This window comes from Paenarthrobacter sp. NPDC091669 (assembly GCF_044756725.1).
Classification (GTDB): Bacteria; Actinomycetota; Actinomycetes; order Actinomycetales; family Micrococcaceae; genus Arthrobacter; species Arthrobacter bambusae_C.
Map to the genome: position 1 here is coordinate 207704 of NZ_JBIVTK010000003.1, position 12571 is coordinate 220274.

At 60.2% G+C, this 12571-nt stretch carries 8 protein-coding genes; 2 read left to right on the forward strand and 6 right to left on the reverse strand.

The window, feature by feature from the left end:
* Positions 1-1115: 1115 nt before the first annotated feature.
* From ACIQLI_RS06350 to ACIQLI_RS06360, 3 genes are all read right to left on the reverse strand, one after another.
* Positions 1116-2402 carry an ABC transporter substrate-binding protein gene (locus ACIQLI_RS06350; protein ID WP_400386237.1) on the reverse strand — a complete coding sequence of 429 codons (1287 nt, stop codon included), beginning with the start codon at positions 2400-2402 and terminating at the stop codon, positions 1116-1118.
* Positions 2403-2505: 103 nt separating this feature from the next.
* A complete protein-coding gene (locus ACIQLI_RS06355) occupies positions 2506-3333 on the reverse strand; it encodes a carbohydrate ABC transporter permease (RefSeq protein WP_400386240.1) in 828 nt (275 codons plus the stop codon).
* Positions 3330-4292 carry a carbohydrate ABC transporter permease gene (locus ACIQLI_RS06360; RefSeq protein ID WP_400386243.1) on the reverse strand — a complete coding sequence of 321 codons (963 nt, stop codon included), beginning with the start codon at positions 4290-4292 and terminating at the stop codon, positions 3330-3332. Before ACIQLI_RS06360 ends, ACIQLI_RS06355 begins: the two co-directional genes overlap by 4 nt.
* 1739 nt (positions 4293-6031) lie before the next feature.
* Here ACIQLI_RS06360 and ACIQLI_RS06365 point away from each other — a divergent pair.
* On the forward strand, positions 6032-7888 hold the full coding sequence (locus tag ACIQLI_RS06365; RefSeq protein WP_400386246.1) for a PKD domain-containing protein: 1857 nt from the start codon (positions 6032-6034) through the stop codon (positions 7886-7888).
* A 237-nt stretch (positions 7889-8125) separates the two neighbouring features.
* On the opposite strand, the gene ACIQLI_RS06370 is transcribed toward ACIQLI_RS06365, so the two are convergent.
* Positions 8126-8308 (reverse strand): hypothetical protein, encoded by a 183-nt coding sequence (locus tag ACIQLI_RS06370; RefSeq protein ID WP_400386248.1) that lies wholly within the window; start codon positions 8306-8308, stop codon positions 8126-8128.
* A 79-nt stretch (positions 8309-8387) separates the two neighbouring features.
* Here ACIQLI_RS06370 and ACIQLI_RS06375 point away from each other — a divergent pair, with 79 nt between their 5' ends.
* Entirely contained in the window at positions 8388-8531 is a 144-nt protein-coding gene (locus tag ACIQLI_RS06375; RefSeq protein ID WP_400386251.1) for a hypothetical protein, read from the forward strand.
* 418 nt (positions 8532-8949) lie between these two features.
* On the opposite strand, the gene ACIQLI_RS06380 is transcribed toward ACIQLI_RS06375, so the two are convergent.
* Positions 8950-10224, reverse strand: coding sequence for an MFS transporter (locus ACIQLI_RS06380; protein WP_400386253.1), 1275 nt, complete (start codon positions 10222-10224; stop codon positions 8950-8952).
* A 200-nt stretch (positions 10225-10424) separates the two neighbouring features.
* The gene (locus tag ACIQLI_RS06385) at positions 10425-12446 is read right to left on the reverse strand and encodes a beta-galactosidase (RefSeq protein ID WP_400386255.1); all 2022 of its coding nucleotides are present in this window, start codon (positions 12444-12446) and stop codon (positions 10425-10427) included.
* Between the last annotated feature and the right edge of the window lie 125 nt (positions 12447-12571).

Sequence of the window (12571 nt, forward strand, 5' to 3'; positions counted from 1 at the left end):
GGGGCAATGATTTGAGGTCGCCCCAAATTGGAGTTTTTGCCCGTTGAGCAGGTTTCCGTTCAGGACAGGGTGTTCGACCCATCCAAACCGCACTGGAGCATGGCTCACGTTCCTTACCTCCTGTGTTACGGACACGGTCGATGCATCGACGCGGGTTGTCCGGGTTAGCCGCAGCGGTACGGTCTCTAGGTCGACTTCCGCTTGTATGCCCGTTCCGTCGGATTCAATTGACCAGACTTGACGGGGTGCCTCTCCGTGGAAGGGGTGCGCCACCCCGTCGACAACCAGCGGCTCCCCGGCGTGAGGGATCATGACGTGCCACCCGCTTGCGAGGCGGCGGGACCAGGACTCTTCCCTGCGATCCTCGTCGGCGGCGGCCTCTGGTGCACCCGTCCAATCTGCTACCGCGAGCACCTCAAAACCGGATTTCCGGTGAAAGATGGAGGAAATCCGGGCACCAACATCCTCTACGCGTACGGTGAGGGAATCATTGCCGATTTCGAAACTCTGAGGTGTGGGCGATCCGTTCCTCATAATCTACTTCTTTCTGTGAGCTCCAGGATTCCCTCAATCCTCCAGTCGTCCTGCCACTGGGTCGTTCGCGGTTCACTGTCGATGGCCGGAGCCGGAGCCGGAACCAGGAATCTCTGATCAATGCTGACTGCCTATGGCACGGTCTCGGCTGCGCTGAGAAGTTGCGGCCGACCCATCCGAGAAGAATCCCCCGGATGGGAGGCTAGGCTTACCGAGTTCCCGGAAACCCTGGCTCGGGCGGATCTACTGACGTCAATAACGGCTTGCCTACGAGGCGGTGAAGTAGTCGGCCGCGAAGAAAGCAGCGCTCAGCGGGACAGTGTCCGTCTGGCACGTGCCCTGCCGGCCGGCCGGATATGGGCAGGCACCCGAGCGCACGGTCGGCACGAGGCTCCACGCCTGTCATTCGGAACGCGGAAGACTGGACCTCCTTCTCGCCAACCAGGCAGCTAAGTCGTCGTAACACCTTGTATCTAGACCGTGGGACTACGGGCCGCTCGGGGAGCACTTTATGGGCTACAAGGGATCTGGGAAAGCACCGATCGGGCCCCGCATTTGCGGAGCCCGATCGGCAGGGTCAACTATTTCTTGTACACAGTGTCCATCTTTTCAGCAACTTGGCGCGGCGTCGAGTCACCGAGGATCAGCGACTGGAGGGCCTGATTGAGTTGGGCCTGCACTTCGGACTGTACGGTGCCGAGCGGTGCGTAAGCGCCGCGGTTGATGAGGTCAGCGAACGCGGCCAGCTCCTCTGGCGCCTTGTAGACGTCGTTCGCGAGCACGGGTACGGACGCGAAGCCTTTGGCGTAGATCGCCGATGGCTCAGGCTCACCCATGAACTCGAGGAACGCCTGTGCGGCCGTAGGGTTCTTCGCCTTCGCATTGATGGTATTGACATAGCCGGGCAGCGCTACGACTTTCGTGTCCGTCGCATTGTTCGTTGCTGGCATTGCCGCTACCTGGAAGCTGCTTTCCGGCGCCATCTTCTGAAGTTGCCCGAGCATTGCGCCGACGTCAACGGAGGCAAGCGCGCTGCCCTTTGCTACTTCCTGCCCTGCTTGGTCGCGGGAGCGGCCGAGCGCGCCCTCACCGAAGCAGCCGGCGTCGCCCATCTTCTTGTAAATTCCGAACTGGTCAACCCACACGGAATCGGCGTACGTCTTCTTCCCTGCCGCGAGGTCGGCGTCAAACTGGTTCGGGTCCTTTTCAAGAGTCGCAAGCTGACTATAAGTCAACATCTGCGGTCCGGCAGGGTCTCCGAGGCCGAGCGAGTATGCGTACACCCCCGCGTCCTTAGCCGCGGTGCAGAGTTTATAGACCTCGTCCAGCGTCGTGGGGATCTTCAGGCCGAGCTCGTCGAGTTTGGTTTTGTTGTAGATCCCGGCAAGTGGCTGGAGTGCTCCAGGGTAGGCATACGTTTTGTCTTCGTAGTTTACTGATGGCTTCCAGGCGTCCGGGACATCCTCCACCCAGGGCGCTTCGAGCGGAGCGATCCGACCGGAGGCGGCCAACGATACGACGGTGTCGGCCGCGTCGGTTTTTGTACCGCCGGGGAACGAAGTCAGGATGTCAGGGGCCGTACCGCCCTGAAGCTGCGTCATGACGAGAGCTCCGACGTCGCCACCCTGGTAGTCGAACTTTACGTCAACCTTGGGGTACTTCTTTTCGAAGTCGGCCGCGATCTGCTCATAGGTGTCTTTGAAGACTGATGAGAACAGTCCCGTCAAGGTACCGCTGGGCTCACCGCCGGCTGCCTGGTTATTTGTGCCGGCGTTGCCGGTGTTGCCGGTGCCGCCGCTGCATCCGGCCAGGCTGATAGCCGTGGCGGTGATGACGGCGGCCGCCACGACGCTATTGCGGATCTTCATCGATCGTTCTCCTCTTGTGGAGTGGTGCTGTGATTAGTGGTGCATTGATGAGTGGAACTACCCGGTGCTGGGCACCGGACATTGTGCTAGGGCTGGTTGGGGATCATCCCTTGAGCCCACCAGCGAATCCCTGGATTACGTAACGCTGGAAGATCAGGTAGAGCGTCAGGACTGGAACCATCGAGATCAGCAGCGACGCGAAGATGAGTGGCCAATTCGTGGTGTATTGCCCGACGAACTGGTAGATGGCCATAGGAATTGTCACCTGGCCGCTGCCAGCGAGGTAGATAAGGGGCGTAAAAAAGTCGTTCCACACCCCGACGCTGTTGAGGATGACACAAGTGCCAAGGGCAGGACGCAACAGCGGAACGACGACGTGCCAGAAAGCCAAAAACGGACCGCATCCGTCGATCTGCGCAGCCTCCTCATACTCGAGAGGAACGCTCGATCTCAGGAAGGTTGTAACAAGGAAAACCGTAAATGGCAACTGCACGCCGCTGTAAACGATGACCAGCGCCCACACGGTGCCGAGAAGACCTAAGTCCCGCATCTGCACATAGAGGGGAATAAGTGCGAGCTGAAACGGCAGCAATAGGCCGATCATGAAAATGTAGAACGTGCTGGTGGACAGGCGTGATGTCGACCGCGCCAGCGGATATGAGGCCATCGTGCCGAGCACGAGCACGGTGAGGCACGAGAGCGTCGTGACAGTCAGACTAGTAAAGATTGACCCGGGCAGGGACGAGTTGGTCCAGACGTTGATGAAGTTGTCGAGCGTCGGGCGGGAACTCGGGATGACAGGGGGCGTCAGGTCGTCTGCCGGGCGAATCGACAGGTTAATAAGCACGTAGACCGGAAGGAGGAAAATGAGTGTGGATCCGTAAGCGGTGATGTTTGCACCGGCGCGGTTCCGCAGGCCCGTCGTTTTCATGAGTTACGCTCCTGACGGCGTAGGACCGAGAACTGAATAACGGAGAGGATCGCTATCGCGATCGCGAGCAGAAGGGCTAGAGCGGCCGAACGCCCGTAGTCGGCGTATAGCGAGAAATACGAGTAAATAAGCGTCGCGATTGTCTGCGTCTGATTTCCAGGCCCGCCGTTCGTAAGCGCAAAGATCTGGTCGAAAATTTTCATTCCGCCGATAAGTCCGAGCATAAGGTTGATCGTGATCGCTGGGGCGAGCAGCGGCCGTACTACGAACCAGAATCGCTTCCAATAGCCCGCGCCGTCTATGGCCGCCGCCTCTTCCAGTTCGGCTGGCACGCCTTGAAGGCCGGCTAGGTAGATGACCATGTTGCCACCGATGGACTGCCAAAGAATGGTAACGATGATGATGATCATGGCCGATGTCGGATTGCCAAGAAAGTCCACGGGCTCCTGACCGAGAGCGGCAAGTACCTGGTTGACACCGCCGACACCAGGGGGGCCGAAAATGTACTTGAACAGATAGCCAACAACGAGCGCGGAGACGACCATCGGCGCGAAAATGATGGTCCGCAGGACGTTGCGTCCGAACACGCGCCCGTTGAGTAATAGGGCGAGGGCGAGCCCCACGATGTTCTGGATAACGACGACGACAAAGGCCAACTGGAGCGTACGGAGCACCGCAGGACCAGCGTCGGAGTTGAAAATGCGGGTAAAGTTTTCGAGCCCTGTGAAGTTCGGTGCGCCCACGGTCGAGAAGGACCAATCAGTGAACGCGCTTTGCAGACCTTGGATGGTGGGCGCGACAACCACGTAGAGGTAGACCGCCGCGCCAGGCAGGACGAACCACCAGAGATCGCGCCCTACAGAGCGGACACGGCGACGCTTGCGGGGAGAAATCGGCGGGCCCCCAAATGCAGGGGGCACCCCGCTGCGCGTGGGAAGTTCGACACCACTGGAAGACATGACACTCCTTCGTGCTCTGATGCGACATCGCCTAGCCGCCGAGACGTGGTCTCGGCGTCGAGATGCGCTTCGCGTAGAACGTTATACTTGGCAGGTTTCAAAGATCAAGTGGAACGTATCAATTCGATATGCAAAACTTCGTGCCCGATCTGATGAGTCGCAGACCCCCCATGGAGTCTGCAGTACTTCGCACTGTTGCTTCTCGTTGGTAGCGTATTGGTCTAAGTCGACCGAGTCGGGCCGCCTCTCGACGGCGGCTAGGTTCAGGTCAGTTCCGCTTATTGGATTATAGTTCCAATCAGCTGAAAATGTCGACCCATGAGCAACAGGGCTTTTCTCCGCTACCGAATGAGCCGTTCTGGGCATGTCCGCAGGGAGGGTCGTCGCCGAATCGGCGCCATCCTGTCAGGGGACGTGCAACTACAAAGGACCCCGACTACAAAGGACCCCGACCTCGGCCGTGATGGACTACGTCGAAGTTTGATACACCCGCCGTCGCTCCAGCCACAGCCCACACGGCCCATCACACAAGCCGCGGCAACCCCTAGCCGCCTAAGCGAACAACAAACAACGCGCGTCTCAAGGACTTGACGACCGCAGTCACGGCCGTGCTTGTTCGGCAGGCCCTGGGCACCGAGAAGGCGCCTCCCGGCGCCCCAAAAAGGGGCGAGTTTCGTGCCTCTACTAGCGGAGGGGTTATCGCCAGCTGATCATTGAAAGAAGAACAATAGAACATGGCCCCGGGTCAGGATGCGGTGATGCATAGGTGAAGTCGGCAGGGTTGGTGATCCATAAGCTCGGCGAGTTCGGCGGTTTTGGTGACCGTGGGATCCCGGAGTCGATGACGCGTTGGTTGAGGTCCGTTGGGTCATTTGGACTTATTCCGGCCGGGTGCGGGTGAAGTAAACGTCCCCTCCCCCTGCCCACTCGATCATTACGTAGTTGATGAATTCCCCGTCTTGTCGGTATTCAGTCCGCCCAAAGGGAACGGCACGAATGCGACTTCACGTAGGCGGCCGCGTAATTCTTCGTGACTTCCCTACGTGGTGCCATCGGCAGATCCATCCCTCCGCCCTGTTGTGCGAGCCCTATTTGGGTGAGTCTCGTCGCCCTTTTGTGCGCGCCGTTACGGACCGCATCGTTCTCGGCCCATCCGGTGAACACATCCGTGGCGGTCAATATCCCGGCGAATTCCCAGGCCAGGGTGGGGCCGTAATGGACGACGAGGTCCGCGTCGATGAACCCCGGCGCCTGTTCGTGCCCATCCCCCGTAATGAGTTCTGCAGCCCCGGCCCGGCATTGGTCGCGGACAGCCCTCTGGGCATGGCGGAGTTTTCGTGGGCTTAAGGAGCCGGTCGATCGTGGCGCCGTAGACCTGCAGCAGCTGCCCCCAGACAACCAGTGTCAGCCTCTCCGCGTCGAGCTCCCCGAAGGCTTCGAGCCTAGGCAGCCTAATCGGCTGCGTACTTCCTCGCGACTCTCTACGCGTTGCCATCGACAGGTCCATCCCTCACCGTCTCCGCCGCGCCCGTAGCGGCCCGTGATTTCGCGAGCGTTTCTCAAATGAGGCATGGACCCCCTTTCGCGAGCGCTATCGGTGAGTCTCGTCGAGGGGTTGACCGGGTATGCGGAGCGATGTACTGTGCGTTGAAACGTTCCATGGAGAACGTTCTCCATAGTGCGCGGTTGAACCGCCGTACCGCATCTGGCGCTGGAGACCCCCCAACGAAGGAGGACCAATGACGATTCACTCCACCCTCGCCCGTCGCGGAGGCACGGGCGCCCTCGCAGCGATGTTGCTGCTCGGTACTGGACTGGGTGCAGCGGGGCCGGCCCTGGCCGGGCCAGCCGAGTGCGTCACAGTCGGACGGGCCATGCAAGTTACCGCCGATTGCCTTGACCAGACCTATGCCACACCTGTCATTGACAGCGAAACCGATGAAACAAACCCAACGCCACACCGCCGCGTACGAGGGCATTTCGAGAGGACGAACATCCAGTTCACCATCTACCTCCACGCACAGGAGAACAAGGCACAGTGGGAGGGCCGGTTCTTCCAGTTCACCTACCCCATCGTGTTCCCTGGCCTGCCTGATACGTCCCAGGCGGACGACCGCACCATAGAATTCGCGCTCTCCAGCGGCGGCTACGCCGTTCAGGCCGGAAACAACTTCGTGTCCCTGGGCTACCGGCCCGCGGCCGCTGCCGCGAAGTTCGCCGAAACGGTGGCCGCGAAATATTACGGCACCACCAAACCAATCTCCGGCTACCTCTATGGACCCAGCGGAGGTTCCTTCCAGACAATCGGCGCCGCCGAGAACACCACAGGCGTGTGGCAGGGGTTCGTCCCGATGGTTCAGGCAGTGCCCACCCCGACGTCCTATAACTTCCTCGGTAGGTCCGCCGCTGAGCTCATCCTCGGCGACAAGGCTGATCAGATCCGGACCGCGCTGCTGCCTGGCGGCAGCGGTGACCCATACGCCGGCCTCGACGCCGCCGAACAGGTAATGCTGAAAGAGGTCCATGCTCTCGGCATCCCCTGGAAGGGTTGGGAGAATCCCGACTACCTGCTTGGTCGCTCTGCTCAGTACCCCAACGGTCTCGACTCCAGCGAGCCGCTCGCGTATGACCCAACCTACGCCGCCGACTTCTGGACCGCGGGCGGGTACCTCGGCACGGAGAAGTCCCCCCTGGGTGAGCGCGTCCGCGCGGAACTCGCCAAGATGGGCGATACCGCTGAGAACCGCTGGAACATCGCCAACCGCTTCTACTACCGCTACCAGATCCCCGCCGCCAGCGAGGGCTGGATCGGGCTCGACCAGTTCCGCCGGTCCGACGGCACTCCACTCTATCCGCAACGGCCTGTGAAGGCCCCCGATTTCGGCGGCACTGTTTCCGGCAACACCGCCTTCGACGGCTCGATCAAGGGGAAGGTCATCGCAGTGTCCAACCTCTACGACACCGATGCCCTGCCGTACCACACCGACTGGTACCGTCAGCGGGTCGAGGCCAGCCTAGGCAAGGCCGCCGCCGACAGCTACCGGGTCTACTTCAATGATCACGCGGACCATCAGGGCCCCCCGGTCCCAGGGGAAGAACGGTCCAAATACCTCGTCAATTGGGACGGCATGGCCGAGCAGGCTCTCCGGGACGTCGCCGCATGGGCCGAGAAGGGTGTGACCCCGCCCGCATCCACTAACTACCAGGTCAACGACGCTCAAATCACCGTGCCGGACAACGCTGCCGCACGCAGGGGAATCCAACCAACCGTCGACCTCACCATCCAGGGCAAGGAGATCACCACAATAAAGCCCGGCCAGGAAGTAACGCTCAAGGCAAAGGCGCAGGTCCCCCCGGGCGCCGGTGAAATCGTCAAGGCAGAATGGGACCTCGACGGCGACGGCGTCTACACGGACGCCCCGCTCACCCGCACCGGGAACGTCGTCTCGTTGCAGACCACCGCCGCCTTCGACAAGGCGGGCACGTACCTCGTCGCGCTTCGCGTCTCCTCGGAGCGTCACGGCGACCCCACGGCCAAGTTCGCAGTCGCACAAAACCTCGACCGAGTAAAGGTCGTCGTTAGCCCCGCTGGCTAAGACAAAGATCCGTGCACAAATTGCCATGACAGAGCCCTCCGCGGTGCCACGCGGGGGGCTCTCGTCTGCGAAAAGCGGATCTGACGAGCGAGACCAGCGGCCAGCGACGATACCGCGGCACCATTGTGGGAACGTGGCCAAGAACGCGGGTGTGTAGAAAAGTTCTACTCAAAAGTCCTCGGCCACGCCTACGGTGCGCACGACCCTGGGGGCCATGGAGGAGCTCGGGTAACGCCGCTACGGCCCCGCGTGCGCCATGCAGGATCGCAGGTTCACCATCGCCGTCGTCGTCTCCGACACAGAGAACCCGTTCTTCAGCGACGGCCCCACCAGCGTGACCTGCCAGTCCCACGAGTTGTGCGTCTCGTCGGGGGTTATGAACCGTCGCTGCAAAAAACGGTCGTCGAGGTTATGCTCCACCGCCAGATAGAAGGCCTCGTGCTAGTGGCCCCGCTGTCACCAACGCCGAACTCGAACAGATCGCCGCGAACGTCCCCCCGTGGTTACGGACTACCACAGCCACAGCCGCAAGCAGGCTTTCGACGTGGTCGCGGCGGACGACGAACGGGCCGCGCAACTCGTCGTCGATCACCTTGCGGAGCTGGGTCTCCGGCACATCGCTTCGTCATGCACGCAGCGGTAGCGACTTCGAAACATAGCCGGAATGCCATCGCCTTCACGGTTTCGGGCCGGATATCGAGGCAATCGTCTTCGACTCCTACTGAAGCCTCGACGAAGTACGCGACAGGGTACGGCAGATCAGAGTCCTGGACTCGCCTTCAACTTCGGTGCACGTTCGGTGTACGCCGGGGCGGACACCGTCGCACTGGGAATGATTAGCGATCGGTGGGACGGCGGGAAGTCAGTGCCCGCGCCTTCACTGGGAGGACACGACAACTCGCGCGCCTCAGCTCTCGGGCCCATCCGGCCCAGCTGCGGCTATGACTGCACCGGATAGCAAATTCAGCTTCGTTCTGTGTCTGCGAAAGGTCCAATCTCCTCGTACACAACGTTAGCGCAGCGCCGCCCGGCACTTGACAACCTTGAAGCAAATTTAAGAACTATTCTGCCGGCTCGCGCCTTGCCACGAACTTCGGACTTCGGGCGTTTCTCTGGCGCTTAAACTCCCAGGACACCGCAGTCAGGAATGCCAAGAACATGACTAGGGCTGCAAAAAAAGGCAATGCCTCCGCACTGCTTCGTTCCAGGACTACGCCGCCCATAAAGGCCCCGCCCCCAATGCCGACGTTGAAGGCGGTCGTCTGAAGCGCGGCTGCCATACTCCGAGCACGGGGAGAAGCGGTCCACATCATCCGCGTTTGGAGCATGAGGGGGATTCCGCCAAACACGGCTCCCATGAGGATGAGGAGAATCCAAACGACGGCTTGGTACCCTGACTCGGCAGCCGCAGCGAGAGCGAACAAGATGCTAACCATGAGGGCCAACGCGCAGACGAAAAGTCGAATCGGAGCGCGATTGTACAAGGCGCCGGTTAGCGCGACTCCAACTGCACTTGCGATTCCCCCCGCCAAGAGAAGGACGGGAATGGCCTGCGGACCGACCTTCACGACTTCAAGCAACCACACGACGCCATAAGTGCCAAAAGCGTTCTGCGCGGCGACAACGAAAAGAATCAGGAAGCAGATCATCAGGACAGCAGGCAAGGTGCTGTCCTGTACCGGCTGGCCTCCGTCATCTGTCCTTGGTTTCGAGACGAAGTTTGTGATGGGCGGAAGAAATCTAACCATCAGAAGGAGGACCAGTAATGTAATTCCGGCCAACGCGGCGAATGACACGCGCCACCCAAACATTTGCCCAAGCACGTTTCCTAGGGGAATTCCCAGCACCCCGGCCACAGAACCGCCTGCCGCCGTCACTGCAGTCGCCTTTCCTAATTGTGACGGACGGACAAGAGATGCGGGGTAGGCTGCAACGACCGACCAGAAGACTCCATGGGCCACTGCGCCCAGTATTCGGGCCACAAGCAGGATCTCGAATGTCATCGAGAGGCCTGCCAAAGCGTTCGCAGCCCCAATGGCAGCAAATGAAACCAGAACCATTGCTTTACGGGGGATACGACGGGTTACCACTGCTAACGGCGCAGCCGTCACTATGACCGTCAACGCGAAAACCGTGATGAGGTTGCCGGCATCGGATGGCGAGCGCTTGAAGGTTTCAGCAATTTGTGGAATGAGTCCTCCCGGCAAGAACTCTGTTGACATCGAGACGAAGATCGCCGTGGAAAGCAGCAGCAAACCCACCAATGGAAGATGCTTCCCTGTGTCTCCTTCTTTCAGCCGGCCTCTTCTCTGATCCGCTTTCTCAAAACGCGTCATTCTGGTTCCTCACAACAGTCAGATCGATATTTCCTGCCGCGAAGATATGCGGATCAGTGGCCACGATGCGTGACCAGCTAGTGAACTGAGCTTCGGCTCAGGCACTCACGTTCAATTGGGTCTCCCCCGGCAAACTGTGGTAGTCAAGGAGCACTCGACGGACCCAAGGGCAAGCCATGCCGGATGAGGCGCGGCTCGGGCTATTTCATGACTCGGACCATGCGCCAGTCATATTGTCCAAGCTCGACTCCGCTTACAGGCTCGCCGGAAAGAACATCGTGTCCATTCACGGGTACGCCTTCGGGTTCGCTTCCGTGGTTTATCACGGTGAGCACGTCACCCCGCCTTACCACTTCGACCCAGGGAGATAATCCGCTCAGCTCGGGCTGGACCCCGGCTTCCGCCAAGGACCAAGCGGTTACGCGCCGCATCCCTGCATCGTCGGGGATGGTTGCCAGATAGATTGCCCGACCGGTCCCGTGTGCCTGTTGGGTCAGTGCTGCGGCTCCTTTTAGACGGCCATCGGTAAATGTACCGCGGATGTCTGCGCCAAGGACACGCACCTCCTCACAGAAGTACTCCCCGCGGATACTGCCGAATGGCCCAGTAACCGAGGCATGCGATTGTCCAGGGCCGGTGGCGGAACCGCCTGGGATGGAGTCTCCAACTGACCACTGCCCACCCCCGATGGAAGGGGCGATAAGTGCACCAAAGTCCTCCACGGTTACTCCCAGCACTTCCCGCAGACCGATTTGGTAACCTCCTTCCCGTAAAGCGTCGTCCTGGTCCACAACATCGGTGAATGCCGAGACGAGCAAGTGCCCGCCACCCCGGACGAAAGACGAAAGATTCTCTGCGCCGGCGTCACTGAGTAGGTAGAGCTGAGGGGCAACGACGAGGGAATAGGCTGACAAGTCACCTGTCGGCTTCACTATGTCGATCGATACGTGCTGCGCCTGCAGTGCTGCATACCATCGCTGCACCAAGCGGCAATAATCCAACTCGACGGGATGGTCCGAATCCATCAGAGCCCACCAGTTCTCCCAGTCGAAGACGACGGCGACCTTGGCGTGGCTTTCGGGGGCAAGCTGAGGGAAGTTCCTAAGCGTTTCACCCAGCCTTGTCACCTCACGCCAGGTCCGCGTCTGCGTTCCAGCCTGAGGCAGCATCGCGGAATGAAACTTCTCGCTGCCGCGCCGCGACTGCCGCCATTGGAAGAACAGGATCCCGTCAGCGCCGTGGCCGATAGCTTGGGCGGAGAGTGCTTCCATCTGACCTGGGGCTTTAGGCGCATTGGAGGGGCGCCAGTTGAGCGCGCCCGTCGACTGCTCCATGATCAGCCACGGCACGCCGGGTTTTAGTGAGCGCATGAGATCCAGGGTGAAGGCAGATGATCGGAATGATTGAGGATCGTTGGGATCGGGGTAATTGTCGTTGGTGATGATGTCGATTTCTTCTGCCCATCGCCAGTAGTCCAAGGCATGAAAAGCTCCCATGAAGTTGGTGGAGATGGGCTGGGTTGCCCCTGCCGCGCGGATGATGTCCCTTTCCATGACGTACAGATCAAGCACGGCGTCCGACGTAAATCTTTTGAAATCGAGCACTCCGCCTGGGTTGAGGCTGTATGGTGCTTTCCGCGGTGGAAGAACCTGATCAAACGAGGTGTAGATCTGAGACCAGAAGGCCGTCCCCCACGCCTCATTCAAGGTACGGATTGTCCCATATTTGCGCTCCAACCAGATACGGAAGGCATCCCGGGCGTTGTCGGAGTAGTCGTAGTTCAGGTGGCAGGCGTATTCATTGTTGACGTGCCACATGACCACGGCTGGGTGGTGGGCATAGCGGGCCGCCAACTCGCGGACCAGATCCGCTGCCAGTCGCTGGTACACCGGCGAAGTGGGAGCATAATGCTGACGGCTCCCGGGGCCGTACGTGGCCCCGTCCGCGTCCTGTGGCAGCATCTCAGGGTACTTGGTGGTTGCCCATGGCGGCGGCGACGCCGTCGCGGTTCCCATATTGACCTGGATTTCGTTCTCGTGCAGCAAATTGATGACGCGATCAAGCCATGCCCAGTCAAACACCCCTTCGTCCTCTTGGATCCGGGACCATGCGAAAATACCCAGGCTGACAATAGTCACACCAGCCTCGCCCATGAGTCGAACGTCTTCCTTCCAGACTTCCTCTGGCCACTGCTCAGGGTTGTAATCTCCGCCGTAATACATGAAAGATGTCCTATTTCTTGGGGTTCTGGACCTGCTCGGAATCTGACGACATTTGTCTGTTGTTGCGTGGGGAATAGGTCATGTTGAGAGAGGCAGCTCGCCTGTTGATATGAACAAACGGAAGG